Here is a 25,252-nt window from a genome sequence, read left to right as displayed (position 1 = left end):
AGCCTAGTGGGGACTTGCGTATACCTATGGGTGCGATCATGCCCATACGAGAGCGACTATGGTTGCGCCAGGAGGTGACTGAGGGGAGTTATGGTTACAGGCAACCTGATGCACGGGCGCAGATTATTGAGCTGGTCACCGAGCCAGACGCATTCTCTGCTCTTGAATCCGAGACATCTTCAGAAGCGGCGCCTCGCCGCTTGAAATTGTGCCCCAGGTGAGACTCGAACTCACACTGGACGGGTTTTGAATCCGTTGCCTCTGCCAATTGGGCTACTGGGGCGATAAGTGCTTACCGGAGCATAATACGCCACGGCCTTTCAGCCAACCAAAACCGCACTCCGTTAGAGTTGAGCGCATGGCTAAACTCCTTCTCCTCGATGGGCACTCGCTGGCGTTCCGCGCCTTCTATGCCCTGCCCGCAGCCAACTTCTCCACCGTCGGTGGCCAGCACACCAACGCGGTGTATGGCTTCCTAGGCATGTTCCTCACCCTCATGGAAAAGGAGCAGCCCACCCATGTGGCCGCCGCGTTTGACCTGTCCGGCCCCACATTCCGCGAGGAATCCTTCCCGGAGTACAAGGCGCAGCGCCCGAGCACGCCTGAGGAGTTCAAGGGCCAGATCGAGCTGATTCGTCGCACGCTCGAAGCGTTGGGCGTCACGACCCTGGACAAAGAGTCCTACGAGGCCGACGACATCATCGCGACCCTAGCCACGGAGGGCGCGAAGGATGGCATGGAGGTGCTGATCTGCACCGGTGATCGCGATTCGCTACAGCTGGTCACTGAGGACGTGACGGTGCTGTACACGCTCAAGGGTGTCTCTGAGCTGCACCGTTTCACCCCGCAGGCCGTCGAAGAGAAGTACGGCGTGACCCCCACCCAGTACCCGGACCTCGCGGCGCTGCGCGGCGATACCTCCGACAACATGCCCGGCGTGCCCGGCGTGGGCCCGAAGACCGCGCAGAAGTGGATCGCCAAGTACGGCAGCCTGCAGGGCGTGATCGACAACATGGATGACATCGGCGGGAAGGTCGGCGCCAACCTGCGCGAAAACATCGACAATGTGGTGCTCGCGCGCGACATTACGGAAATGGTGCGGGATCTTAAGCTCGTCGATGGTATGGACGCCCTCAGTCCCCGAGACATCGACCCCAACGAAGCGCTCGGCATGTTCGAGGAGCTGCAGTTTGGCACGGGGCTGCGCAATAGGGCATTCAAGATCATGGGCGTGGAGTTCGCCGACAGCGCCTCGGTGCCCGTCACTGTGGAGGAGCCGAAGCCGGGCAAGTTGGGCGCGTGGCTGAAGAAACGTACCCGTGGCACGGTGGTGGATGTGGACGGCGAGCAGCTGACCCTGCTGGACCGCGATAATGTCGCCATCGTTCAAGACCTCGCTGACGTAGACCCGAAGGATGAGAAGGTGTTGGCGGAGTGGCTGGCCAACCCGCAGGTCACGAAGTGGCTGCACGACTCCAAGCAGGCATATCACGCGCTACAGAATCAAGGCCTAAAGCTTGACGGAGTGGAGCATGACACGTCCCTGGCGGCGTACCTGCTGCGCCCCGACGTGCGCACTCTCGGCCTGGCGGACGTGGTGCAGCGCCACGTGGGCCATGAACTGTCGGACAAAGCCACCGGCCCCGAGCGCGCCCAGGCTGTCGCGGAACTGGTGAATGCCCTCACCCCAGAGGTTGAGGCCGCCGGCCAGTCCGAGCTGTACTTCGACCTAGAAGTCCCGCTGGCCCTGATCCTCGCGGCCATGGAACACGCGGGCATTGCTGTTGACGACGCGGAGCTGCAAGAGCTCTCCGACGACTACGGCGCCCGCCTTAACGAGGAGGTCGCCGCCGCCCGCGAACTGGCGGGGGAGCCGAATCTGAACCTTTCCTCCCCGAAGCAGCTGCAGAAGGTCCTCTTCGAGACTTTCGACCTGCCGAAGACGAAGAAGACCAAGACCGGGTATTCCACGGCCGCCGCGGAACTGGAAAAACTGGCCGCCCAGTCCAACCACCCGTTCCTCGGGCACCTCATGGCGCACCGCGAGTACCAAAAGATGAAGTCCACCATCGACGGACTGATCGAGGCCGTGGGCGACGACGGGCGCATCCACACCACCTTCAACCAGAAGGGTGCGGCGACGGGTCGCCTGTCTTCCTCCGACCCGAACCTGCAGAACATCCCCGTGCGCACCGACGCCGGCCGCAAGATCCGCGCCGCGTTCACGGTCGGGGAGGGCTACGAAACGCTGCTGACCGCCGACTACTCCCAGATCGAGATGCGCGTGATGGCGCACCTGTCGGAGGATGCGGGCCTGATCGAGGCCTACGCCAGCGGCGAGGATCTGCACAACTACGTCGGCTCGCGCGTGTTCGACGTCCCGGGCGATGAGGTCACCCCGGAGCTACGCCGCCGCGTGAAGGCACTGAGCTATGGCCTGGTCTATGGCCTGTCCGCCTTTGGCCTATCCCAGCAGCTGAAGATCAGCGCGGGGGAGGCGAAGAAGATCATGGACAACTACTTCGAGCGCTTCGGCGGTGTGAAGCGCTACCTGGACCACGTGGTGGAGGTCGCTAAGGAGACCGGCTACACGGAGACTCTCTACGGCCGCCGGCGTTACTTGCCGGAGCTGAACTCTTCTAACCGTGTGGCCAGGGAGAATGCCGAGCGCGCCGCCCTCAATGCGCCGATCCAGGGCACGGCTGCGGACATCATCAAGCTGGCCATGCTGCGCGTGGATCGGGAGATCACCCGCCAGCAGCTGGCTTCCCGCGTGCTGTTGCAGGTCCACGATGAACTCGTGGTGGAGGTCGCGCCCGGCGAGCTGGAGCAGATTACCGAGCTAGTCGAGCGGGAAATGGACGCCGCCGCCCAGCTGCGCGTACCGCTGGATGTCTCCGCCGGCACGGGCGATAACTGGGATCTGGCAGCGCACTAGTCGCGCGCCAGCCGGGTTAGCTAGCGTTGGCCTTTGCGCTCGAGGCCTTCTCGGCCGCCAGCATTGCCACGACGATCACCGCGCCCAGCAGGAACAGGCCGATGGCGGCGCCCAGGTGTTCGCCCGGCGCCTGCAGGTTCGCGTCTCCGTCCTGCCACGGCCACAGCGCACGCAGGGAGCCCAGCATCAGGCCCGTCATCACAAACAGCGTGATGGTGCGGTGATTGTGCAACAGATATTCCAGTAGGCGCACGAAGCACACAATGCCGGTCAGTGCACCCAGGAAGAACACGCCCAGGTAGACCAGGTTCCTATCGTCGACTGCCGCCATCGTTGCGGAGTACAGTCCCACGGCTAGCAGGAAGAAACTGCCCGATACGCCCGGCAGCACCAGCGCACACACCGCAATCGCAGCAGCCACGAAGACCCACAGCAGGTTCGGGTCGGACTGTGGGGCACTGGTAACGCCCGTCAGGAAGAACGTCGCTACTGCAGCCACAACCAGGCCGAGGATCGCCATCGGCAACCTGCGCCGGGCATCTTCCTTATCTGTCATGCCAATCGGCACGCTCAGGGAGAGCAGCACCATACCGAAGAACAGTGCGCGCGAGTGGACCGGCTTGTCCGTCACGAAGCTCTCCATCACGCCTGCAAGCGAGAGCACCACGGCGCCCATGCCTACCACCATCGGCAGTAGCAGCATCCAGTCCAGCGCCTTGTACTGGGCAAACGCGGCTTTACGATCCTTCGGCAGCTTCTTCGTCGCATCCAGGAAGAGGTTCGCCTGGTGCAGTACGCGCTCGTACACGCCGGTGACCAGCGCAATCGTGCCGCCGGAAACGCCCGGCACGAGCTCGGCCAAACCGATCAAGCCACCACGAACCATATTTATTAGTATTTGCAGTATCTTCATCGCGCACCATCGTACTGCACGCCCCGGACAACCCCGCCTCAACTCGCGGCCGAAAGTGCATGTTTGCGCTGTTCACTGTGGTCGTGTAGCGTTATGCCCGTTGTGCGCCCTCTCTTTTATTCTTTGGGACGCCCCCACGTGGAGCACCAAGAGGTTCCCCGCCAGGTAATTGACGCTGGTGGTGGCGTCAAAAAGAAGGGTTTGCAGAACTAGAGTAACTGTCCATCTTCTATTTCTATTCGTTCCGAAAGACATTCAACATATGCCCACCAACAACGTCCCTCAGGTAGCCATTAACGACATTGGCTCCGCTGAGGATTTCCTCGCTGCCGTCGACTCCACCATCAAGTACTTCAACGATGGTGACATTGTCGAGGGCACCGTCGTCAAGGTCGATCACGACGAGGTCCTGCTGGACATCGGATACAAGACGGAGGGTGTCATCCCTTCCCGCGAGCTGTCGATCAAGCACGACGTTGACCCGGGTGAGGTTGTTGAGGTCGGCGACGAGATCGACGCTCTGGTTCTCACCAAGGAAGACAAGGAAGGCCGCCTGATCCTGTCCAAGAAGCGTGCACAGTACGAGCGCGCTTGGGGCACGATCGAGGAGCTCAAGAAGAACGAGGAGCCGGTCACCGGTACCGTCATCGAGGTCGTCAAGGGCGGCCTGATCCTGGACATCGGCCTGCGCGGCTTCCTGCCCGCCTCCCTGGTGGAGATGCGTCGCGTCCGCGACCTGCAGCCCTACATCGGCCAGGAGATCGAGGCCAAGATCATCGAGCTGGACAAGCACCGCAACAACGTTGTGCTGTCCCGCCGCGCATGGCTCGAGCAGACCCAGTCCGAGGTTCGCTCCGAGTTCCTGCACCAGCTGCAGAAGGGCCAGGTCCGCAAGGGCGTTGTCTCCTCCATCGTCAACTTCGGCGCATTCGTCGATCTCGGCGGTGTCGACGGCCTGGTTCACGTTTCCCAGCTGTCCTGGAAGCACATCGATCACCCGTCTGAGGTTGTCGCAGTCGGCGACGAGGTCACCGTCGAGGTTCTGGATGTGGATCTGGACCGCGAGCGCGTGTCCCTGTCCCTGAAGGCAACCCAGGAGGACCCGTGGCGCGTATTCGCACGCACCCACGCCATCGGCCAGATCGTGCCGGGCAAGGTCACCAAGCTGGTTCCGTTCGGCGCATTCGTCCGCGTCGAGGAGGGCATCGAGGGCCTGGTTCACATCTCCGAGCTGGCCGAGCGCCACGTCGAGGTTCCGGATCAGGTTGTTGGCGTTGGCCAGGACGCAATGGTCAAGGTCATCGACATCGACCTGGAGCGTCGCCGCATCTCCCTGTCCCTGAAGCAGGCTGATGAGGACTACACCGAGGAGTTCGACCCGTCCAAGTACGGCATGGCCGACTCCTACGACGAGCAGGGCAACTACATCTTCCCAGAGGGCTTCGACCCGGAGACCAACGAGTGGCTCGAGGGCTACGACGAGCAGCGTCAGGCATGGGAGGAGCGCTACGCAGAGTCCGAGCGTCGCCACCGCCTGCACACCGCTCAGATCGAGCGCAACCGCGCCGCAGCTGCCGAGGCCGCTGCAAACGGCGAGGGTGGCTACTCCTCCGAGACTCAGACCGAGTCCGCACCGGCTTCCTCCGAGGCGCCGGCTCAGGACGCCGGCACCCTGGCTTCCGACGAGCAGCTGGCTGCTCTGCGCGAGAAGCTGGCCGGCGGCGAGTAAAACACTCGAAACCGCGCTAGCGGGGGATCGCTGCTTAACCAGCTAGGTCCGCGCGCTAGGAATATTTAAAGGCACCCACTTCGGTGGGTGCCTTTTTGTTATTCGTAGGTGCGGCTTTGGCTAAAGCATCTGAATGACAGTGGCGGCGCCGATCGTAACCACAAGCATGATGGCTGCGATAATTGCCGAGCCCATGAGGATTTTGACGGTTCGCGGTGTCACACTCGGTTGAATATCGCCATGCCGGATCGCTTTGCCCGCGATATCCATGCGCAGCTTGTGCGCCTGCACGGCAGCGCGATGGTCCTTCTTTGCTGGAGAGGCGGCCGACGGGGGAGACGACGTAGAAGAAGCCGCAGGCGTGCTCTGAGCTGCGTCGTGCTGTTGGATAGACATGGGGGCTCCTTTCAGCTGGGCGCCTGGCTTAAAGGTATGGCTTCAGCTCGGGTGGGAGTTGGATACGGATCTCTGGTGAATCATTCGCAGGCGGCCTGGGTGCTGGAGCCCTGGGAGGCCTGGGTGCCGGTTTCGCAGGGGGCTTAGAAGGAGGCGGGGCAGTTTCTGTTACCGTCTCTGGTTCCGGGGCTGGGGCCGGAGGGGGTGCGGGCTTGGGAGTTTCAGACTTTGTGCTCGGTGCCGTCACCTCTTCAGGCAGCTCTGGCACTTTGCCCAGGGGTGGAACTTCGTCATTCACGGTCTGTTCTTTGGCATGACCTGGCGATTCGCATGCGGCTAGCGTGCCTGCAAGCGAAATCAAGAGCAGTGCGCTTGCAGTGTGAGTTTTCCTCATTAGCGTGAATACTCCTTGGCCTTTTTGTGCACAGCCTTCAAGAACACTGGGCTGGGGTTGAATTCCGAGACTGCTGTGGTCCACCCTTCTGGGCTGGTGAGGTCGCCCGCGCTACAAGTGATTTTCGCGGTGGTTAGGGCGGCGTCGTCAATGTTGTCTGGATTTGGCGCGTTGCCAGGCTCGGCGGCGGTGCCATATTGCTCCCAGCGCGACGGCATGAGTTGCATTGGTCCCACCGGGATGTCCTTCGTGGAATCGCCGTCGATGTCTCCTCCGTCGGTATCGGGCACGGACTTCTTGCCGCCGGCGGCAGGTGCAACGGCGCGTATAGGCTTGGAGGTCACGCCATCTTCGTCGATGGTGGTGGAGTTTACTTGCCCATGTTGGGTCAGCACATCACCCAATGCAGCGAGTGTTTGCCAGCCGACGGCGCAGCCTTGTTCCTGTTCCACGTTGTAGGCAGCGTATGCGTACGCCTGAAGCGCGCGTTCGGGGATGTGGTAGGGCTCGGCACGCTCGGTAGCCCACTGCTTCATGGTATCCACTTGGGCGTGTTGTTCCGGCACAGGTGGTTCTAGGCGATCGGCGCAGCTGGAAAGGGTTGTAAAAGTAAGGAACCCGACGCCCAGCGCGGCCACCCCTCGGCCTACGAAGCTGCGTGACGGTGCCACGAATCAAAGTCCTCCGCAACAATTGCTGCTAGTTCCATGTAGGCCTGCTTGGTTTCCTTGCTGATGCGGTCAAGATCAACCGTCGCGCCTTCGGAGAGGTGGCGGTCGAATGGAATGACGTGCACTGCGCGGGTGCGGCTACGGAAGTGTGCAATCAACTGGTCCATATCAATCGTCGCATTTTCAGGGTGGGCCGCAGAGACAACCACTACAGAGTTTGCTGCGAGTTGTTCGTAGCCGTGCAGATTGAGCCAGTCCAAAGTGGCGGAAGCTGATTGAGCGCCGTCAAGGGCAGGAGAGGTGACGAGCACCAAGGAATTGGCCAGCTCCAACACACCGGACATTGCCGAGTGCATCAGCCCTGTTCCGCAGTCAGTGAGCATCACGTTGTAGTGGTGCTGCAGAATGTCGACCGCGTGGCGGTAGTCCTCATCACTGAAGGATTCGGACACGGCGGGATCGCGCTCCGAGCCGATAACTTCCAAGCGAGACTTGGCCTGGGTAGTGAACTGGCGTATGGAGGCGTACTTTGATGTGTCTTCTGCGTTGAGGAGGTCGCGGATCGTTGCCGGACCGGGGGCAGCCACACGCTGTGCCAGGGTTCCGAGGTCCGGGTTGGCATCGATGGCGATGACGCGGTCGTGTCGGATGGAAGAAAAAACGCCACCCAATGCCACGGTGGTGGTGGTTTTGCCCACGCCACCCTTGAGCGACATCACGGCAATGCGGTAGTCGCCACGCAGCGGTCGGCGGATTTTTTCCAGAAGCTGATCGTGTTCAAGATCTTGCTGGGAGTCACCAACGTTCCAGTGTCCACCGGTGACATTGTAAAGCATTTTGCGCCATCCACTGCGCGGTGCCTTCTTGACGGCATTGACCAGGTTTGTCTGATCCAGTGCCGGCGGTGGCTTTAGGTCATATTCGGACGGTACATGGTGCTTACCGTGATACGGGGCCTGCTGCGGTTGGGGCTGGGCCTGAGTTTGCTGTGGCTGGGCCTGCTGCGGCTGGGCCTGCTGAGGAGCTTCAGATGAAGCGGGAGAGCCTTGCGGGGCAGTGCCCTGCGGCGCTGTTCCATGGGGAGGCTGAGGATTCTCTGCGGAATCACTTTCCTCTTGGTTGGCCTGGTGACCTTGCTGAGGCTTGGATTCGTGAGCTTGCTGAGGCGCCGCAGGGACTCGATGCTGACCTTCATTAAAAGAAGGGGAGGACGCAGGAGACTCTGCAGCGGGCGGCTCTTGGGGCTGAGAAGGTTGTTGTGGTGGGGTGGCTGGTTGTGCTGGCGCACCATCACCAGTGAACTGGAGCCAAGAGGGCAGTCCTTCGTGGGATGGCTGGTTGGTTGACACTACGCACTCCTCGTGTACTTCACTCTTTGTTACCGACAACTTCTCTACGTATAACCCGTCCTATACTAATGTGTGTTGTGCAATTTGTGCTGTGTGTCCCCCACAGATGTGTTTGATTTGCTCTAGGCAGAATGGAAGAGAATCGCTAGATGAATTCCCCAAAGGTAGCTAACGCTGCACGAAGTGGAGGTTCGGGCTCGCTGGTCTCGGGGCGTAGCGTTTTCGGCAGGGCAGTGTGGGCTTCGCGGGTTGCACAGGCGCGGAGGTCTTCTTTAGTTGACACATCTAGGCCGATGGTTATTGCGGTGGCTTCCATTGACAACCGTATGCTGACTTCGCCTGTGACCGCTTTGGTTTCCATGATTGCCGAAGAGGTTTCTGAACTACCGATGGTAGTTCTGGACGCAGATGTGCAAGCTCAGCCAATGCGAGGACCGTTGGGGGCGTGGGCAGCGGGGGACGTTCTTGGGCTGGCGGCGACGGAACCGCTGGATCTGACCCGCAAGAAGATGGAGAACTTTGCGGATAGTTCCGGGGCAGTTCCGCTGTTGACGGCTTCGCAAGGTACTCAGGGGCAGATGGCTGCTGATGTACTAGACACTGTGGTTAGTCGTGCTCAGCACAGGTGGCCAATTGTTGTGGTGAACTTGCCTTATACATGTGCCGGGGAGACCATTGCCGCGGGCACAGCTATGGCGGATCATGTGCTGTTGGTGGCTGATAGACACCATGAACAGCATGGGTGGCTGTACCAGCCGGGTCACCACCTGACGGAGCTGGCACAGTCCAGGAAGGTGACTGTTGTCAAGGTGGGGGCAGCTGCGGTCGATTTGCCGCAAGATACGGTGGTTCTGCCAAGCGTAGATGCTCAGTCGACGAGCAGGTCGCGGATTGTTCCATCGACGAACCCGGAGGACGTGTCGATGTATCACCGTTTGCTGTCGAGGGTTTTCGGTAGTTGAGGACTCCTACACACTGTGAAGAGTCCTGGGTTTATTTCCTATCTCTGCTAGGGAAGGATTGAAGGGCCCGACCCCCGGAAAGTGGACACATCGGGGGCTAGCTATGCTGCTGTGGTCAGTATAGCCGAAGTCTCGGCTTCAAAGACATCAGGAGCTACGAGATTGCACCAGGAGTGCCGCCTGCGCGTGTTGTAGCGCATGCACCACCGGAAGACCTCTTGACGACAGCTAATTGGGTTGTCAAAGACTTTCCGATCACGCAGCACTTCCCGCTTTAAGGTGGCGTTAAAGGATTCTGCCAGGGCATTATCGGCACTCGTTCCAACTGCGCCCATGGACTGGCGCACACCTAACGACGAGCAGTAGTTCCTAAAGGCTTGTGAGGTGTACACGCTGCCGTGATCGGAATGGAAAATAGTCCCGTCAAGACTGCCGCGCACGCCGTGTGCGTGGGCTAGAGCATCGATAACTAGTGAGACCCGCATGTGGTCTGCGAGTGCATAACCTGCAAGTTTACGTGAATACGTGTCAATGACTGTGGCAAGGTACATGTTTTTGCCTCCCCTACACGGCAGGTAAGTAATGTCACCGACATACACACGATTTGGCTCGCCAGCTGTGAACTTGCGGCCTACTAGATCTGGCATGACACGGTGACCAGGCTTACGCCTGGTAGTAATGCATCGACGCCGTTTGCTAAAGCCTTTTAACCCCATGGATTTCATGATGCGTGCAACTTTCTTGTGATTGATCGGGATATACGTCGTGTCCTCCTTGAGGCTTGCGGCGATGCGTTTAGCACCATAAAGCCCGTGCTCATCATCGAAGATGGTCTTGATTCTTGCACCAATAACGGCATCAGAATACATCTTTAACCTGCGTTTTTTACGGGTGCTCACCCACTTGTAAAACGAGGAACGATTCAGCTTTAACACATCGCACATCCGCTTAACCGAGTACTCGGTTAGGTGGTCATCGACAAACTGGAAGCGGATCACCAGTGAGTCTCTTCGGCAAAATACTTCGCGGCCTTACGCAGGATGTCGCGTTCTTCGCGCAGCTTAGAGACTTCTTTTTCCAGCTGACGGATTCGCGCAGAATCATTCGCCGCTTGGGCTTGATCGTGCACGGCCTTCGTGCGGGCACGTTTGCCAGTGCCGTACTTTTTGACCCAAGAATGTAGCGAGGCACGGTTGATACCGAGCTCAGCTGATGCTGAGTTCAGCGAGAGATCCTCGTTGTTCTCATAGAGGGCTACGGCATCGCGTTTGAACTGTTCGGAGTACCTGGACATGGTGGTAGATTACCTTTCTTCCCAGCTCGACTGGGCTGGATATCAGGTGTCCACCACATGGGGGTCAGGTCCCCTGAGCCTGTCATCGATGCCATGCTTGCTGCCATCCACGAACAGACCGTATCCATTGCCGGCGCAGAATACGCCGAACTTGGCGTAGCAATGTCCGCCACAGATGCACTAACCAAACTCGAGCATCGTAAAGAAATCGAAGCGCAGGTACTCAAGCTGATTCAGGACATTCCGCAGACCGAGATTCTTTTATCCATGCCTGGTATCGGCCCGCGTAGCGCAGCGCAGATCCTCATGACTGTTGGCGATATGTCCGACTTCCCCGATGCAGCGCACCTAGCATCCTATGCAGGGCTATCACCGCGGACGAATCAGTCAGGAACGTCTATCATGTCGAATTCGCCTAGCCGGGCTGGCAACAAAAAATTAAAGAACGCCCTATGGCAATCGTCTTTTGCATCGATCAGATTCCACGAGCGTTCCCGGCAATTCTATGAACGAAAACGCAAAGAAGGCAAAAGACACAACGCCGCAGTCGTCGCACTCGCACGCCGGCGCCTCAACGTTCTCTTCGCCATGATGCGAAACGGCGAGCTCTACCGAGACATCTCCACAGTCCAGGAGGCCGCAGCAGCCTAGAACCAACAGACCCTCACCTCAAGCCGATTGCACAGCAAGCCCAATCGGCTCCTCACCGTGCCCGAAAACAACATCCACAAGGAAAAGCAGAAACCCTTCACACCCCCCAACAAACTCACCCACGGAATTGACAAACTATATAGGAACACCTCCCTGGGCGATGGTGCAGGCGCGGAGAGCGCCGCTGTTGCCGATGCCGCGCCCAACACCGCGACGGTAGTAGAGTACCCGCTGCCGGTGCAGGAGTTTGCGGTGACCCGCTACGATTTGCCCGCCGGCACCACGGTTTCCACGCAGCTTCCCGGACCGGCCATCGCCCTGGCTACTTCTGGTGTGGTCACGGTAAACGACCTGGAGCTAGCCCCGGGCGAGGCCGCCTGGTTGCCGGTAACCGGCGGCGACACTACCCGCCTTAGCGCGGCCGCGGGTAAAGATTCGCAGCTCTTTATCGCGGCGGCGCGCCCTGCGCGGCAAGTAGCGCTACCGCGCCGCTGGGGACGCCGCCGCGCGACAAGTAGCACTGTCGCGCTAACCGGCGCTATTTACGACATGGTGGGGCGGCGGAACGCAGCTGCGGCGGCTAGCAGCACTACGGTGAGTGCTACCATCCAGGCCACGAAAGCCCAGACTGCGGTGCCGGGCTGGCCGGTGGCAAGGATTTCGGCGCTTGGCGTGCCGTCGATGGCGGCGCCGGCGCGGGCGGCGAAGGTAAGCGGATTCCACCGGGCGATGGGTTGAACCACACCAGCGAATTGCTCCACGGGCACGAGGCCGCCGTTAAGTGCCATGGCCGCCATGATGATGGGGGCCGGGCCAATGGCGGCCTCCGGGGTGGCGCACATCGCGCCCACCATGGCCGATAGCGAGGCGGCCACCACCGCGCCGAAGATGATGACTAACAGCACCCAGCCAAACCCGGCCAGCGTGTGAATACGCAGGCCAGAAGCCACGGAAGCCAGCAGCACCGCGCAGCCGGAGATAAGGCTGCGTAAGGAATCGAAACACCAGCGGCCGAAGATCTCCGGGCTGGTGCCGTAGCGCGTGGTCGCGATGCGGGTGGTGATACCGCGTTGGCGTTCCTTAATTATCTGCGCGGCGGCGGAGGTGCCATTCATCAGTTCGCTGGAAAGGATGAGCGCGATGGTAAGCGGTAACGCGTCGAGCGTGGCAGAGCCTTGCGAGGCCGCCATGAGGTCGCCAAACAGCCACCGCATGACCAGGAACATCAAAACGGGACCAGCCACGGTATTGGTAATTACCGCGCTATCGCGGCGGGCGGCGCGCAGGTGCCTTCCAAAATGCGTGGCGACAGTGGACAGCCAGGTGGTGTCGTGCGACACGGTGGCGGTGGTGTGGTTAGCCATGTTTCCTCCCCTGGAAAGCGGTGATAAAGCCCCATACGCCAACGACGGTCATGGCGATGAGCCAGCACAGTGCTTCGACTCCGCGCGCCCCCAGGGCAGCGCCACCTAGTAGGTTGCGGGCGGTGTCCAAGATGGGAGATAGCGGTACGTGCCGGATGATGGGGCCAATGCCGCCGGGCAGCGCATCCGCAGGCACGAATGCGGTGGAGAACATCACCATGACCAGCACGAGGTTTTGGAAGAGCAAGGACGCCGAGGTGGGCTTGGGGGCCAACAGGCAGGAGCCATCGATAAACGCGGAGAGGATGATGGTGAGGGCGGCGAAAAGGGCGATGGTAAGGATAATACGACCCGGTCCGGCAGCGTAGCGGGCACCGAGCAGGATCGTGGTGAGGACGACGATGCTGCACGACCACGCGGCGCGGGTGAGATCTGCCAGCAGCCGGCCGACGACCGTGGCCCAGGCGGGCGTCCCGGTGGCGCGGATGCGGTCGTGGATGCCGTTTTCGGCGTCACGCGTAATCGCCAAGGAGGAGCCCCCGGCGGCGAACACAATCGCCTGAATAACGCCGGCGGGCAGGAGGAAGGCGGCGTAATCGATGCCGAGTTCCGTCGAAGCCTTGGCGAAGGTGGCGTAAAAGATGACCATGAACAGGCTGGGTATTGCCACGGCGGAAACCATTACGGCCTTGTTGCGGACGGTGCGCAGGACATTGCGGTGCCACGAGGCAGCGACTGCTCCGAGCGCGTTCACTGGGAGCCTCCACCGGTGTGGGGAGCCTGCTGCGCGATGTCGCCGGACCCGGCGATAGCGAAGTAGACATCGTCCAAGGAGGGCGGAACCAAGGAGACGTCCGCGACCGAGGTGTCGTCGCCATCCCACAAGGCCAGCGCCCGGACTAGGGTGCGGTGGCCATCGGGCGCATCGACGCGCAATACGGTGTCCTCTTGGCGGCAGTCGATGCGGTGTTCTTGCAAGGTGTGGGTGAGGCGTGCGGCATCGTCCGGGCTAGACATCGTGATGAGGCACACCGTGGTGCCATAGCGGTCCTTGAGCTCGGCGGGGGTGCCTTCGTCGAGCACCTTGCCTCCGGCGAGCACGGCGACGCGGTCTGCGAGCTGGTCAGCTTCTTCCAGGTATTGGGTAGTAAGCAGGATCGAGGTGCCGTCGGCCGCCAGCCCGCGGACGGTATCCCACACGGAGCTGCGCGCGGCGGGGTCGAGGCCCGTGGTCGGCTCGTCGAGGAACAGCAGCGCGGGCGGGACAGTGAGGGAGGCGGCGATATCTAACCGCCGGCGCATGCCGCCCGAGTATGCCGAAACCAGGCGGTCGGCGGCGCCAACCAGATCGAAGCGCTCAAGAAGTTCCGCGGCGCGGGCCTTCGCATCGCTAGCTTTAAGCCCTGCCAGGCGGCCAAAGAAGATGAGGTTTTCCTTGCCGGTAAGCTCCTCATCCACTGCGGCGTATTGCCCGGTCAGCGCGATGGAAGCGCGCACCTTGGAAGGATCCGTGGCTAAGTTGTGGCCATCGATGATGGCGGTTCCGCCCGTGGCGGGCAGCAGCGTGGAAAGGACATTGACCAAGGTTGTCTTGCCGGCACCATTGGCGCCTAGGACGGCGAGGATGCCCCCGCGCGGAATGGCGAGGGTCACACCGCGCAGGATTTCCGTTCGCTTCTTGACTTTTCCCAGGCTACATCGCAGATCTTGGACATCAAGCACCAGGTCGCGGCCTTTTGCGTGGGCGCTGGTTGAGGGGACTGCGGTGGCGCTGGGGTCACCGCTAGCGGTTGCCGTGGTGGGGTTTTCTTTCATGATTCATCCCTGGATATACGTCAACGGTCTATTAGACGGCGCACCGATTCTCCTACCGCAGAAGGAAAACCGATTATTGCCCGCGAACGATGGATTGTGGTCCACGGAGCAAGCGCCTGGGGTAGTGCCAACTAATCCTTAGAAAATGATGTATGTCTAGCGGCACCGGGTCGTGCACAGCGCCCCGCAGGAGAGGGCTGCACAGGTTGGCTGATCGGCGGCGACGCTGCAGGTTGCTGCAAAGTTGAGCATACCATAATTAGGCATGGCATGCTTGACAATTAAGTCGAAGGCCTGTAAGCCACCAAGTGTGAGCTAAGAATCTGGGTATTCCGACTAGTCAGGGTCAAACCGCGTGGCTGACCGTAATTCGTATTGTGGCTCGCGCCTCTCAAGCACAAAGGAGTATCCATGGATTCTCGAGAGCAAATCGAAGATAAGATTCTCTGCGGTCAGCCCTTCCGCCCTATTGAGGACCCGGATCTCTATTACGAGATGATGGAGGCGGCGGAGAAGTGTCACGATCTCAACCAGCTTCGTCCACTTCAAACAGCGGAGAAGCAGGCAGTGATGGCAGACCTGCTTGGTGAACTGGGGGAGCGCTTAATGGTTTTCCTGCCATTTCATGTCCAATATGGCTCGAAAATCAAGGTCGGAGATGGCGTGACCTTCAATCGAGGAACGACGGTACTTGATATGGCCCCGGTGACATTTGGCAATGAGGTCATGGTTGGTCCATGGTGTTCCTTCTTTGCTGGCAATCACGCCTTAGACCCCGTAGAGCGGCAATACATGGTGTGTACCGGGGGTGCGATCACCATACAAGACCATGTGTGGCTTGGTGGCAATTGCACGGTAACTGCGGGTGTCACGATTGGGCATGGTGCAGTAATTGGTGCTGGCAGTGTTGTGACAAGAGATATTCCGCCCATGGTACTCGCAGCCGGTAATCCGTGCCGAGTCATTCGTGATATTGGCCCGGAAGATAAGCTCATGGGGGAGTCTTGGGTTCCTGAGTGGCCTAGTTGGATTACGGATTGAGACGGCTGTGAAAGTTCTCGCGGTCGTCCTGGGTTCTGAGGGTGATGTGCTGCCATTTGCGCACCTTGGTGTCGCACTTCGAGATCGTGGCCACCAGTTTGTTTTGGCTGGGTTTAGCGAATTCGGCGGGAGTTTTCGTGCAAACGGGGTGGACTACATCGAGTTACCCGGTGATTACCGGGCGTTAATGAAGCGCCTTTTGGGCGATAGTAAAGGCATGATGGACACTGTCTTAGGTATCCGTGAGATGATATCTGACGCCCACGTTTTCGATGTGTTAGAGCATGCCATGGATGGCGTTGACGTGGTCATGTACACCCAATTCAGTGAAGTTGCTCGGTTGTTAGGGGCTGCACGCGGAGTCCCCAGCGTTCGGGTGCAGGTTTTCCCTACCGAACCCTGCCTCCGTTACAGCCTCGTGGATCCGCGAAAACTGGACGGCTCTGTCGGAGCTCTGGTCACCCACTGGATGTCCAATACTCTGATGGCTTGGGCGATGCGCCCAGTGATAGCGGCATGGCGCCGTAGGTTGGGGCTGCGTCAGCGAGCGCTCTCCTCTCCACCAACCACGATCTACCAATTCAGTCCCGCGTTGAGTCCGCCGGCGCCGGAATGGAAAAACCACATTCACGTCACTGGCGAGTGGCTTGACCCGCACCACAGTGAACTCGCCCTAGACCCAGCAGTCGAGGAGTTTGTGGCTGCCGGCTCGGCCCCGGTTCTGGCAAGCTTTGGGAGTATGGTCTCAGATCGCGTTTATGACCTTCAACGATGGACTCGAGACGCGTGCATCGAGCATGGTCTGCGGGCGATAATCGTCGATCCCGATCATGAGCCTGGTGTGAGAGAAGGAATCCTCACCGTCGCCCGGGTCCCGTTCGCGACTGTGCTTCCGTGGTGCCGTGCAGGCATCTGCCACGGCTCACTGGGCACCACCGGGGCGATCCTGCGCGCCGGCAAGCCGTGCCTTGCGGTTGCATTCGGTGGTGACCAACACTTCCATGCCAACGCAGTTTGTCGAAACGGTGCCGGGCCGAACTATATTGACGCCCAGCGAGGCGAACTGAGTGCCCAGTCCCTGGCCGCCGGAATTGCCGATTTGGTAAGTGGAGCATACGACTCCGCAGCCCGCAGGATGCCCGAGTTGCTTGCCACAGACCCGGGTACCGTCGCAGCAGTAGAAATCGTGCTTAATCAGTCCGACCTAGCGAAAGGCGAAAAATGACAGAAATCAGCTGCGAGGGAGTCTTTCCGTTTGTGGCCGGACATCGCACTGGAACCCTCTTGTTTTGCTTCCATCACGCAGGAGGCAGCGCTTCCGTCTATCGTGGATGGGTGGGGGTCAACCCAAGCATTGACGTGGTGCCGGTGGAGCTTCCCGGAAAGGCAACCCGTCGCCGAGAGAAATGGGTAAGCGACTTTGACAAGCTCGCCGATATGTGCGCAACCGAGATAGTAGATCTGGCGGCGGGCGCGCCGATTGCGTTGTACGGCCACTCCATGGGGGCAGCGCTGGCCTACCAGGTTGCTGCCTGCCTGCAGCAGATGCATCGGCCCACTATACCGGAAGCCGTGGTGGTGGCCGCACGGCAGGCGCCCGGAGAAACCGTGCCTGGGGAATACCACTCGTCAATGGGGTTCGGTGCGCTGCGCAGGGAGTTTGAGAAGGTAGGTGGCACACCACCTGAGATCCTTGCCAATGATGATGTGATGAAGCTGCTGCTCGCTGACATTCGTCGCGATTATGTGTTACACGAGGGCTTTCACCATGCAACCACGGTGCTTCGCTCTCCTGTGCTGGCATTGGCGGGGGATAGCGACCCAGCTGTCAGCCCAGAGATGCTTTCCCGGTGGGAAAATTTTACCAGCGGTAGTTTTGAACTGAAGGTCCTGCCGGGTGGGCATTTCTTCCCGCTCGATACTGGAACCGAGTTCCTCGACCTGCTTGCCGGTTTTCTAGCGGGAATTACTGGGAACACTGCCTGGTTAGCGCGGAACAATGCGTGATTGTGACTGTTAAGTAAAGAGGCCCCGATGACCGAACAAAAACCACCCATTACATTTAGGCAAATATCTCAACCTGCCCACCGGCAGATCACGGTGTCGCTGCTATTGGCGGTGCTGGCGGCGGTTTTGTCGCTGGTGCCGGTAATCGTGCTGGTTGAGCTGGTGCGCACCGTAATGCTGTCCTTCCAGGGAGAGCCGATAGATGCGTCAAAGCTGTGGCTGCTAGTCGCGGCGCTCATGGTGGCCACCGTCCTACATGGACAGGCAACCGTGAAGAGTCTCCAGGTAAGCCACCAGGCCGACGGCCTTTTGGGCGAGCACTTACGCCAGCAGCAGATTACCAAGCTGGGTAGGCTCCCGCTGTCTTGGTTTACGCGGACACCTTCGGGGACTGTGAAAACCTACATCGAAGACGACGTCACCAAGATCCACCAGCTCATCGCCCACGCGCCGCACGATTATTCGGCCGGTGTACTCGTACCGCTATTGAGCCTGGGATACATGTTCGTGGTGGACTGGCGGATAGGCCTGCTGGGCCTGGTACCACTGCTGTTGGCAGTGGCCACCATGCCGTTTATGATGCGCGAGTTTCAAGAAAAGGCGGAGAAATTTAAGTCCAGCCAGAAGCAGCTAGACGCCGCCGTCGTAGAGTTGGTGCGCGGCATCCCGGTTATCAAGGTGTTTGTTCCGGAAGGCTACGACGAGAGCATTTTCCTTAGTCGTTCCCGGAGTTTTGGTGGGTTCTATCGCGAGTGGTTGCACGCCACCGTACACCCCACCGCTTTGATGAAGATCTTCACCTCCACCGGGTTTGGCCTGCTGGTGGTAGCCGCGGCCAGCCCGTGGCTCATCACGTCTGCGGGCGTACCAGTGGCCGATGTGCTGGCAGCGTTTTTGTTCATCAACAACATCGCCGCGCCTCTGCTTATGCTTTCGCGCACTAACATCATGTTTTCGGAGGCGAAGGCTGCCGCGGCGGATCTCACCGAGTTCTTCAACATCCCGGTATTGCCGCCCGCTGCTGGCGGCAGGGAGCCTGCAAACGCCGGAATTGAGTTGAAAGATTTAAGCTTCTCCTACGTGCCGGACACCCCGGTGCTTTCCGGCATTAACCAAGAACTTACCGCCGGCAGCATCACTGCGGTGGTGGGACCTTCCGGCTCGGGGAAGTCCACGTTAGCCGCGCTCATCCCCCGGCTATTAGACCCCACGGAGGGGTCGGTGCGCATTGGTGGCGTCCCTAGTACTGATCTCCGATCTGACCAGCTCTACCGTAGGGTAGGGTTCGTCTTCCAGGACCCTTACCTTATGCGGATGAGCGTGCGGGATAACATTCGCCTCGCTCACCCGGAGGCCACCGACGCAGACGTGGTTCGCGCCGCCCGCGCCGCCCAGATTCATGAGCGCATTACCCATCTGCCGCGCGGCTACGACTCGGTGGTGGGAGAGGACGCGCAGCTTTCCGGTGGCGAGCAGCAGCGGCTGGCTATTGCCCGGTCCATCTTGCTCGACGCGCCGATCCTCGTGTTGGATGAGGCCACCGCTTTTGCGGATCCGGACTCCGAGGCCGCGATCCAGCGGGCCATTACCGAGCTGGTGGCCGGGCGCACGCTAGTAGTTATCGCACACCGGCTCCACACGATCACCGGCGCTGACCGGATCCTCATGCTGGAAAACGGTGAGGTCACCGAAGCAGGCACTCACGAAGAGTTAGTGGCGGCAGGCAAGGGCTACGCCACGATGTGGGCACGCTACCAAACCGCGCAGGCGGGCATCCAAGGGGAGGAAAAATAATGATCCGCACGCTCTATTCACTGGGCAGTCCGGCTGATCGTCGCCGTCTGGTGCTGGTCCTTACGCTAATTGGGATTTCCGCGGTGGCGTTGGCCATTGGCCTTATCCTCATTGCACTGTTTTTGGACACGCTGTTTAGCGAAGATCCCGCGCAGGCCGCAGCATGGTTGCCCTGGATCATTATCTCCGTCCTCGTCTACGCCGCCGCAGACTGGCCCACTGAGGTTATTGCCCAGGACCTGGGGCATGATTACGTGCTGCGCATCCACCGGCTTATCGCCGATCGCACGGCACAGCTACCCCTGGGCTATTTTGAAGAAGATCGCGCCGGCCAGATCGGTGTTGTAGCCACCAGCGGTGCGCTGTTTGCCGCTAACGCGCCGGCAATGATGCTGCGGCCCATGCTGCACGGTGCTGCCTCGGCCGGTTTGGCTTGCGTGTTTCTCATCGCCGTGGACTGGCGGCTGGGGCTGGTTACCGTTGCAGTGGCTGCCGTGGTGTGGTTCGCCTATAACCGCCTAATGCGGCAGTACCGCGTGGCAGAGCGCCAGAAGGGCGAGCGCAACGAGCACGGCGCCGCGGAGGTGCTGGAGTTCGCCCAGGTGCAGCCGGTGCTGCGCATGGCTGGGCCGGATTCGCTGGGGGAGCGCGCCGTGCGCGCCTCGATTCGAGAGCAGCTTAGCGCCCAGCAGCACACCCAGAAGACAGGTGAGATGATCATGGGTCGTCTGGCTTTAATCATCATGGTCGGTACCGTGGTCATTGATGCCCTGGCCACCGTGCTACTTCTCAACCACTGGCTAGAAGCAGGCACCTACATTGGCGTCATTGTGTTGGTGTTCATCCTGGCTCGCGTTGCTATGTCGGGCATACCCTACGGCGAGGGCTTGGAATCCGCGCGCAATACCTTAGATGAGATCCAAAAGATCCTCGATGCGCGGGTGTTGCCGGAGCCTGCGGTTCCGGCGGCGCCACGCGACTATGGCATCGAGTTCGATGGGGTGGGCTTTGGCTACGAACCCAACACCCCAGTGGTCCGCGACGTGAGTTTCCGCGTGGCGCCCGGAACTACTACTGCGTTGGTGGGTCCCAGCGGCTGCGGCAAGAGCACCTTGCTAAAACTTGCGGCACGCTTCTATGACGTTGACCAGGGGACCATCCGTATCGGTGGTGTGGATATTCGCGATCTTGGCTCCCGGGCGGTGTTGGATTCGCTGGCTATGGTGTTCCAATACGTGTACCTCTTCGAGGACACACTGTATGAAAACATCCGCCTGGGCTGCCACAATGCAACGCGGGAGGAGGTGCTCCGCGCAGCGGAGTTGGCCGGTGTCACCGAGATTGCCCGGCAGCTGCCGCAGGGGTTTGACACCCTGATTAGCGAGGGCGGGCAGAATCTCTCCGGTGGTGAGCGTCAGCGTGTCTCCATCGCTCGTGCGCTACTGAAGGACGCGCGGATCGTGCTGCTTGATGAGGCGACTAGCTCTCTAGACGTGCAGAATGAGCACCTTGTGATGCGCGGTATGAAAACGCTTTCTGCCGAGCGCACCATCGTCGTCATTGCGCACCGGCTGCACACCATCCGCGACGCGGACCAGATTGTGATGATGAGTCCCTCCGGCACCGTGGAGTCTATCGGCAACCACGAGGAACTCATGGAGAGTTCCCCACGCTACCGCAGCTTCTGGGGTGAAAAGAGCGACGCCACCAGCTGGAAGCTGTAGGGACTAGCTGTCGCGGCCGCGTAGATACCGCACCGTGCGCGCCAGTGCGAGATCATCGCACGGTTCGCAGGCGGTAAGGCGGCCTTTTTCCACGCGCAGGAGAAGATCGCAGCACCGCGCCACCAGCTCCATGTCATGGGTTACTACCAAAACGGTCTTGCCCTGCCGGGCTAGGGCGTCTAGCAGGTGGGCCACCCGGTGCATGCGGCACAGGTCCAGCCCGCTGGTGGGTTCATCGAAGACGATTACCTCGCGCTCACTTAGGACTGCTGAGGCGATGGCCACGCGCTGGCGTTCGCCGCCCGAAAGCGACATCGGGTGCCGGGCCCGCTTGTCCGCGAGATCAAGTGCACCAAGCACCTCGGTAAGGCGCGCTTCGTTTTTCCCATCCGGTCCACTGGTGCCGATGATTACGTCGGACTCCACGCTCTCCCCGAAAAGCTGGTGGTTTACGTCCTGCATTACTAAATAGGACTGGCGCAGGCGCTGCCGGGGACCCGAGAGCGAGCGGTTATTGATGTCCACCACGCCGGTGGCCTTAGATTCCAGGCCAGTCAGAACGCGCACAAAGGTAGATTTTCCGGCCCCGTTGCGTCCTACCACGCCGATGACTTGTCCTTGCGGCAACTCCGTGTGGCTGATGCTCAGGGATGGCTCTGTAGCCTTGGGGTAGGTGAACTGTAGCTTTTTGAGCACCATCGTGCCACTTGAAGGGCGTGGCTCGCGGGTCACCTCGGGGACCTGCTGCGCTGAGCGCAAGCCCATGCGGTACAGTTCGGCCTTGTCTAGGGTGCGAAACTCCGAGCCGCTGAGATCATGAGCGATCTGCCCGTCCTGCATAACCAGCACTCGGTCCACGATGTCAACTAGGTAGGAAAGCCGATGCTCAGCGATCAGGACGGTGCGGCCCTGTGTCTTCCACTGCGCGACGATGCGGCGCAGCTCATCGACGGCGGCGAGGTCGAGATTTGATGATGGTTCGTCTAGTAGTAGTACCTGTGGGTGCATCGCGGCCACTGAAGCGCATGCTATTTTTTGTTTCTGGCCGCCGGAAAGTGTGAACAGGTGCCGGTCGAGGAGATGAACCATGCCGAAATCTGCGGAAAGTTCCCCAATACGCTGTCGAATCTCGTTGGGCGCCACGCCGAGGTTTTCGCAGCCAAAGGCGAGTTCGCTGGCTACTTCCAGCGTGAAAAATTGCGACTTGGGGTTTTGGAACACTGAGCCTACGCGTTCGGCGATGTCGTGTGGGTGGGCATGAGTGATGTCTTCGTCGTCCAGCAGCACCTCCCCCGAAATCTGGGCGTCGCAGAACGTGTGCGCCACGCCGTTTATCAGGCGTAGCAGGCTGGACTTACCGCAGCCTGATTCGCCACACACTAGAACTAGTTCGCCCTTCGCCACGGTGAGATTTACGTGGTGCAGCACCGGCTCCGCTGTGTTTTGACCATAGGATAGTGACACATCGTGCAGCTTTATCACGGCAGCATCACTATATTTACCAGTAGTAGGATCAGGGACACGACGAGCACGCTTATGACTATTGCGTCGCCTACGCGGAAGCCTATCTCGCACAGCGTGGTTCGTCGGCGAGGCGAGCCCAATCCGCGGGTCACTGCAGACATAGCCAGCTCGTTGCCGATGCTCACAACGGACGCCAACAGTGGCACAAAGCGGTATTCGAGCATAGCGATCGGGTTGCGCAGGCCCGAGATGCCACGCATCTGCATGGCGGTGCGGATATCGCGGTATTCCTCGAGAATCGTCGGGAAGAACCGGAACATGATGGACGTGGGGATGGTCAGGGCGTCGGGGCTCCGCATGCGCTGCATCGCGGCCATGAATTCGCTGGCCGAGACGGTGCGTAGTAGGTACCAGCAGCACGTGATGCCAGGGAGGATGAGCGAAAGCCCTGCGAACCACGTAGCGCACACGTCCACGATGATGTGGCGCTCGGGCAGGGCCTGTACCACCACCGCAGGAAAGCCGGCGAGCACCGCGAAGGTGAGTGCGTATCGCAGTGCAGCGGCCACCATGCCGGAGGCGAGGAAAAGTGCCCCGGGAACGGCAATGAGCATCCACCGGGCGGTGCTGCCCAGCGCCCCACTGGACCCGGCCGGTGAGATGAGCACCGAGGACACCACGAGGATGACCAGCACCGTGGTGCGTGGGTCCAGATGGAGTCCCGCTGTGTGCGTGCCTGATCCGGGCAAAGTGGGCGACATCAGGCGATTCCTGCTCGCTGGAAGTGCTTGGTGAAGATGCGCCGGCCGAGGATCCCGCCGAGGATCCCGCAGACGAAGGTTACTATCACAATGATGAGGAATAGCCAAGTCATCTGGCCAATAGAGGTGAGGCCATCCGCGAAACTAGCACCATATTTGGTCTGCATGCCGCTGCTCTCTATGTAGCGCCGAGTGGTGAAGAAAAGCGGAATATATGATGCGGTGGGTGACACTGCTATAAAGGCATAGGCGATCACACTGTGTATTGCGCTCGTATACTTGCCGGCGCGCAAAATTAACTCGGCAAACACGGCCATGACCAAGCTGAGCAGCAGTGGCCATATGCCTAAACCAAGCAGCAGGCTGGCGAGGCCGCTGAGAAGAAGGAATATGAAGACCATGCCGGGCTTGTGCACCTTGGCCAAGAACAGCATCATCGGGATGCCCAGGATGAGGGCCTGAACGCTGGTGATCATCACGTAGGTGATGGGGGTGATGCCGATGAAGGCGATGACCACGCCGGCTACCAAGTTGATGACGAAGAAGATGCCGATGTTCATCAGGTCGGTGATGTTCAGCCGTCCTGCTTTTGCATCTTTCGGGGTGGTGTGGGGAGTACTGGGCATGATGTTTCCTTTTAGATTAGGCTGCTTGTGCGTAGCACTGGGTTGGGGGCAAGTGGCTTGTCAGGTGAGTGAAACAGGTGTGGCATGAACTCTAAATTTCGCCTTCTTCTACGTCGCTGCCGACGATGTCGGCGATCAGGTCGGACAATTCTCGGACCGTTGGATGGTTGAATACGTCACGTATGGAGATCTCTACTGACATTTCTCGACGAATCGAGTTAGTAAGCCGCACGGCCGTGAGCGAGTCGGCACCGATGGTGAAGAAGTCATCGTCGATGCTGATCTCCTTGGGCCCGAGGAGTTCTTGCAAGATGGTAATGATACCCGAATCTCGGTGATTACGAGAGCGTTCCCTTGTTTGTGGTTGTTCAAAGGTTTTTCCTTCTAAACTCTTGCGATCAATCTTGCCGTTCCAAGACCGTGGTAGCCCATCAATGCGTGATATCACGCGTGGACGCATATAGGCAGGGAGAGACTCGGCGAGGTGGTTATTGAGTGCTGCCATGTTAAAGCCCTCATGCGTAACAACGTAGAGAACAATGCCATGGTCGTTGACAGCGACGCAATCGCGGAGTTCGTTGAATTTTCGTGCTGTTGACTCGATCTCACCGAGTTCGATGCGGTAGCCGTTGACCTTAACCTGACCGTCCTCGCGCCCCAGGAAGATGATGTGACCAAGGTGATTGTAGAGGGCCTTGTCGCCCGTGCGGTACATTCGTTCGCCGGTGCGGGGGTGGGTGATGAATGATGCTGCGGTCTTCTCTGGGTCCTTCCAGTACCCCATGGCCAGGCCACGTCCGGCAATGTAAAGGTCTCCCGGCACATGCGTGGGTCGGGGGTTCAGGGCCTCATCGAGGATGTACATTCGCTGATTTGCCAGCGGCGTTCCATAGGGAATGCTGGTACGCGAGGCATCATCGACGCCTACCTCGTACCAGTTTGACCATATCGATGCCTCGGTAGCACCCCCAGCAGCGAAAACTGTGCAGTCCCGGAAGAGGGTGCTGACCTGGTAAGCGATATTTACAGGTATCCAATCTCCGCTGAGTAGTGCCGACCGTACGGAGGAACCAATGAGGCTCCGTTCGCGGAGGTGTTCCACGTACATCGAAAAAAGTGCTGGCACAGAGTTCCACAGCGTCACCGAGTGCGTAGTTACGGCATCTGCCCAGCACTGCGGATCACGTTTGTCTGCTGGAGATGGCAACACCAAGGTAGCACCCCGCGCGAACATCCCGAAGATGTCGTATACCGATAGATCGAAGTTTAGCTCTGAAATCCCCAATATCCGGTCGGTCGGAGTCACCCCGAGGCGTTCGTTGACGGGCCCGGTGGTGGTGTTGATGGTGTCTTTGGCTA

Annotated in this window: 20 protein-coding genes, 1 tRNA gene and 1 pseudogene; 9 read left to right on the top strand and 13 right to left on the bottom strand. The window is 59.9% G+C overall.

Translation table 11 applies throughout. The features are described 5' to 3' along the window. Window positions 1-209: 209 nt before the first annotated feature. Window positions 210-283, bottom strand: a tRNA-Leu gene (locus HMPREF2678_RS03830). A gap of 75 nt (window positions 284-358) precedes the next feature. Between HMPREF2678_RS03830 and polA the strand changes: the two genes are divergently transcribed. After that, entirely contained in the window at window positions 359-2,938 is a 2,580-nt protein-coding gene (gene polA, locus HMPREF2678_RS03825) for a DNA polymerase I (RefSeq protein ID WP_070550982.1), read from the top strand. A 16-nt stretch (window positions 2,939-2,954) separates the two neighbouring features. Here the strand turns inward: polA and HMPREF2678_RS03820 are convergent, their stop codons facing one another. Next, window positions 2,955-3,824 (bottom strand): DUF368 domain-containing protein, encoded by an 870-nt coding sequence (locus HMPREF2678_RS03820; RefSeq protein WP_246817876.1) that lies wholly within the window; start codon window positions 3,822-3,824, stop codon window positions 2,955-2,957. 289 nt (window positions 3,825-4,113) lie between these two features. Here HMPREF2678_RS03820 and rpsA point away from each other — a divergent pair, with 289 nt between their 5' ends. Next, window positions 4,114-5,580: a 30S ribosomal protein S1 gene (gene rpsA, locus HMPREF2678_RS03815; protein ID WP_005295768.1), complete on the top strand. Its 1,467-nt coding sequence runs from the start codon at window positions 4,114-4,116 to the stop codon at window positions 5,578-5,580. Window positions 5,581-5,700: 120 nt separating this feature from the next. Here the strand turns inward: rpsA and HMPREF2678_RS09995 are convergent, their stop codons facing one another. The 3 genes from HMPREF2678_RS09995 to HMPREF2678_RS10515 all read right to left on the bottom strand — a co-directional run bounded on the left by HMPREF2678_RS09995 (window position 5,701) and on the right by HMPREF2678_RS10515 (window position 7,877). After that, window positions 5,701-5,976 (bottom strand): hypothetical protein, encoded by a 276-nt coding sequence (locus HMPREF2678_RS09995; RefSeq protein ID WP_083303407.1) that lies wholly within the window; start codon window positions 5,974-5,976, stop codon window positions 5,701-5,703. 393 nt (window positions 5,977-6,369) lie between these two features. Further along, window positions 6,370-6,906 (bottom strand): lysozyme family protein, encoded by a 537-nt coding sequence (locus HMPREF2678_RS03810; protein ID WP_230580338.1) that lies wholly within the window; start codon window positions 6,904-6,906, stop codon window positions 6,370-6,372. 110 nt (window positions 6,907-7,016) lie between these two features. After that, window positions 7,017-7,877 carry a MinD/ParA family ATP-binding protein gene (locus tag HMPREF2678_RS10515; protein ID WP_034972151.1) on the bottom strand — a complete coding sequence of 287 codons (861 nt, stop codon included), beginning with the start codon at window positions 7,875-7,877 and terminating at the stop codon, window positions 7,017-7,019. Between the two features lie 818 nt (window positions 7,878-8,695). Between HMPREF2678_RS10515 and HMPREF2678_RS03795 the strand changes: the two genes are divergently transcribed. Continuing rightward, window positions 8,696-9,352: a hypothetical protein gene (locus HMPREF2678_RS03795; RefSeq protein ID WP_141747012.1), complete on the top strand. Its 657-nt coding sequence runs from the start codon at window positions 8,696-8,698 to the stop codon at window positions 9,350-9,352. Window positions 9,353-9,453: 101 nt separating this feature from the next. Here the strand turns inward: HMPREF2678_RS03795 and HMPREF2678_RS03790 are convergent. Then, a protein-coding gene (locus HMPREF2678_RS03790) for an IS3 family transposase (protein WP_141747011.1) occupies window positions 9,454-10,646 on the bottom strand; the annotation gives its coding sequence in 2 pieces (ribosomal slippage) (window positions 9,454-10,367 and window positions 10,367-10,646; 1,194 coding nt in all). A gap of 66 nt (window positions 10,647-10,712) precedes the next feature. Between HMPREF2678_RS03790 and HMPREF2678_RS09985 the strand changes: the two are divergent. Beyond that, window positions 10,713-11,297 (top strand): annotated as a pseudogene (locus tag HMPREF2678_RS09985) (transposase); the annotation flags it as partial. Between the two features lie 542 nt (window positions 11,298-11,839). Here the strand turns inward: HMPREF2678_RS09985 and HMPREF2678_RS03775 are convergent. Genes HMPREF2678_RS03775 through HMPREF2678_RS03765 form a run of 3 tightly spaced genes read right to left on the bottom strand, consistent with a single transcriptional unit; the run spans window position 11,840 to window position 14,476 of the window. Next, a complete protein-coding gene (locus tag HMPREF2678_RS03775) occupies window positions 11,840-12,661 on the bottom strand; it encodes an ABC transporter permease (protein WP_070550976.1) in 822 nt (273 codons plus the stop codon). Next, window positions 12,654-13,415 carry an ABC transporter permease gene (locus HMPREF2678_RS03770; RefSeq protein WP_070550974.1) on the bottom strand — a complete coding sequence of 254 codons (762 nt, stop codon included), beginning with the start codon at window positions 13,413-13,415 and terminating at the stop codon, window positions 12,654-12,656. Before HMPREF2678_RS03770 ends, HMPREF2678_RS03775 begins: the two co-directional genes overlap by 8 nt. After that, window positions 13,412-14,476 (bottom strand): ATP-binding cassette domain-containing protein, encoded by a 1,065-nt coding sequence (locus HMPREF2678_RS03765; protein WP_014303358.1) that lies wholly within the window; start codon window positions 14,474-14,476, stop codon window positions 13,412-13,414. Before HMPREF2678_RS03765 ends, HMPREF2678_RS03770 begins: the two co-directional genes overlap by 4 nt. A gap of 411 nt (window positions 14,477-14,887) precedes the next feature. Here HMPREF2678_RS03765 and HMPREF2678_RS03760 point away from each other — a divergent pair, with 411 nt between their 5' ends. The 5 genes from HMPREF2678_RS03760 to HMPREF2678_RS03740 all read left to right on the top strand — a co-directional run bounded on the left by HMPREF2678_RS03760 (window position 14,888) and on the right by HMPREF2678_RS03740 (window position 21,042). Further along, window positions 14,888-15,517, top strand: a complete 630-nt coding sequence (locus HMPREF2678_RS03760) for a sugar O-acetyltransferase (protein WP_014303359.1) — start codon at window positions 14,888-14,890, stop codon at window positions 15,515-15,517. Between the two features lie 7 nt (window positions 15,518-15,524). Next, a complete protein-coding gene (locus tag HMPREF2678_RS03755) occupies window positions 15,525-16,742 on the top strand; it encodes a glycosyltransferase (RefSeq protein WP_035001386.1) in 1,218 nt (405 codons plus the stop codon). Beyond that, on the top strand, window positions 16,739-17,524 hold the full coding sequence (locus HMPREF2678_RS03750) for a thioesterase II family protein (RefSeq protein WP_023018093.1): 786 nt from the start codon (window positions 16,739-16,741) through the stop codon (window positions 17,522-17,524). The genes HMPREF2678_RS03755 and HMPREF2678_RS03750 overlap by 4 nt, the downstream gene beginning before the upstream one ends. A 93-nt stretch (window positions 17,525-17,617) precedes the next feature. Continuing rightward, the gene (locus tag HMPREF2678_RS03745) at window positions 17,618-19,318 is read left to right on the top strand and encodes an ABC transporter ATP-binding protein (protein WP_237744258.1); all 1,701 of its coding nucleotides are present in this window, start codon (window positions 17,618-17,620) and stop codon (window positions 19,316-19,318) included. Further along, window positions 19,318-21,042: an ABC transporter ATP-binding protein gene (locus tag HMPREF2678_RS03740; protein ID WP_014303363.1), complete on the top strand. Its 1,725-nt coding sequence runs from the start codon at window positions 19,318-19,320 to the stop codon at window positions 21,040-21,042. Before HMPREF2678_RS03745 ends, HMPREF2678_RS03740 begins: the two co-directional genes overlap by 1 nt. A 3-nt stretch (window positions 21,043-21,045) precedes the next feature. On the opposite strand, the gene HMPREF2678_RS03735 is transcribed toward HMPREF2678_RS03740, so the two are convergent. The 4 genes from HMPREF2678_RS03735 to HMPREF2678_RS03720 all read right to left on the bottom strand — a co-directional run. After that, window positions 21,046-22,524 carry an ABC transporter ATP-binding protein gene (locus HMPREF2678_RS03735; RefSeq protein ID WP_014303364.1) on the bottom strand — a complete coding sequence of 493 codons (1,479 nt, stop codon included), beginning with the start codon at window positions 22,522-22,524 and terminating at the stop codon, window positions 21,046-21,048. Further along, window positions 22,521-23,267, bottom strand: a complete 747-nt coding sequence (locus HMPREF2678_RS03730) for an energy-coupling factor transporter transmembrane component T (protein ID WP_014303365.1) — start codon at window positions 23,265-23,267, stop codon at window positions 22,521-22,523. The genes HMPREF2678_RS03735 and HMPREF2678_RS03730 overlap by 4 nt, the downstream gene beginning before the upstream one ends. Next, window positions 23,267-23,893 (bottom strand): MptD family putative ECF transporter S component, encoded by a 627-nt coding sequence (locus HMPREF2678_RS03725; RefSeq protein WP_014307391.1) that lies wholly within the window; start codon window positions 23,891-23,893, stop codon window positions 23,267-23,269. The genes HMPREF2678_RS03730 and HMPREF2678_RS03725 overlap by 1 nt, the downstream gene beginning before the upstream one ends. Before the next feature lie 91 nt (window positions 23,894-23,984). Further along, a partial coding sequence (locus tag HMPREF2678_RS03720) for a non-ribosomal peptide synthetase (RefSeq protein WP_141747020.1) occupies window positions 23,985-25,252 on the bottom strand: 1,268 nt, incomplete at its 5' end.

Source organism: Corynebacterium sp. HMSC058E07 (assembly GCF_001809885.1).
Taxonomy (GTDB): Bacteria; Actinomycetota; Actinomycetes; order Mycobacteriales; family Mycobacteriaceae; genus Corynebacterium; species Corynebacterium macclintockiae.
This window is presented reverse-complemented; position numbering and strand designations above follow the sequence as displayed.

What these genes read in the sequence shown, in the direction of transcription:
- HMPREF2678_RS03760 (WP_014303359.1), top strand. Translation starts at nt 14,888, where the DNA reads ATGGATTCTCGAGAGCAAATCGAAGATAAGATTCTCTGCGGTCAGCCC.
- rpsA (WP_005295768.1), top strand. Translation starts at nt 4,114, where the DNA reads ATGCCCACCAACAACGTCCCTCAGGTAGCCATTAACGACATTGGCTCC.
- HMPREF2678_RS03725 (WP_014307391.1), bottom strand. Translation starts at nt 23,893, where the DNA reads ATGCCCAGTACTCCCCACACCACCCCGAAAGATGCAAAAGCAGGACGG.
- HMPREF2678_RS03775 (WP_070550976.1), bottom strand. Translation starts at nt 12,661, where the DNA reads ATGGCTAACCACACCACCGCCACCGTGTCGCACGACACCACCTGGCTG.
- HMPREF2678_RS03810 (WP_230580338.1), bottom strand. Translation starts at nt 6,906, where the DNA reads ATGAAGCAGTGGGCTACCGAGCGTGCCGAGCCCTACCACATCCCCGAA.
- HMPREF2678_RS10515 (WP_034972151.1), bottom strand. Translation starts at nt 7,877, where the DNA reads ATGCTTTACAATGTCACCGGTGGACACTGGAACGTTGGTGACTCCCAG.
- HMPREF2678_RS03765 (WP_014303358.1), bottom strand. Translation starts at nt 14,476, where the DNA reads ATGAAAGAAAACCCCACCACGGCAACCGCTAGCGGTGACCCCAGCGCC.
- HMPREF2678_RS03730 (WP_014303365.1), bottom strand. Translation starts at nt 23,267, where the DNA reads ATGTCGCCCACTTTGCCCGGATCAGGCACGCACACAGCGGGACTCCAT.
- HMPREF2678_RS09995 (WP_083303407.1), bottom strand. Translation starts at nt 5,976, where the DNA reads ATGTCTATCCAACAGCACGACGCAGCTCAGAGCACGCCTGCGGCTTCT.
- HMPREF2678_RS03820 (WP_246817876.1), bottom strand. Translation starts at nt 3,824, where the DNA reads ATGGTTCGTGGTGGCTTGATCGGTTTGGCCGAGCTCGTGCCGGGCGTT.
- HMPREF2678_RS03750 (WP_023018093.1), top strand. Translation starts at nt 16,739, where the DNA reads ATGACAGAAATCAGCTGCGAGGGAGTCTTTCCGTTTGTGGCCGGACAT.
- polA (WP_070550982.1), top strand. Translation starts at nt 359, where the DNA reads ATGGCTAAACTCCTTCTCCTCGATGGGCACTCGCTGGCGTTCCGCGCC.
- HMPREF2678_RS03740 (WP_014303363.1), top strand. Translation starts at nt 19,318, where the DNA reads ATGATCCGCACGCTCTATTCACTGGGCAGTCCGGCTGATCGTCGCCGT.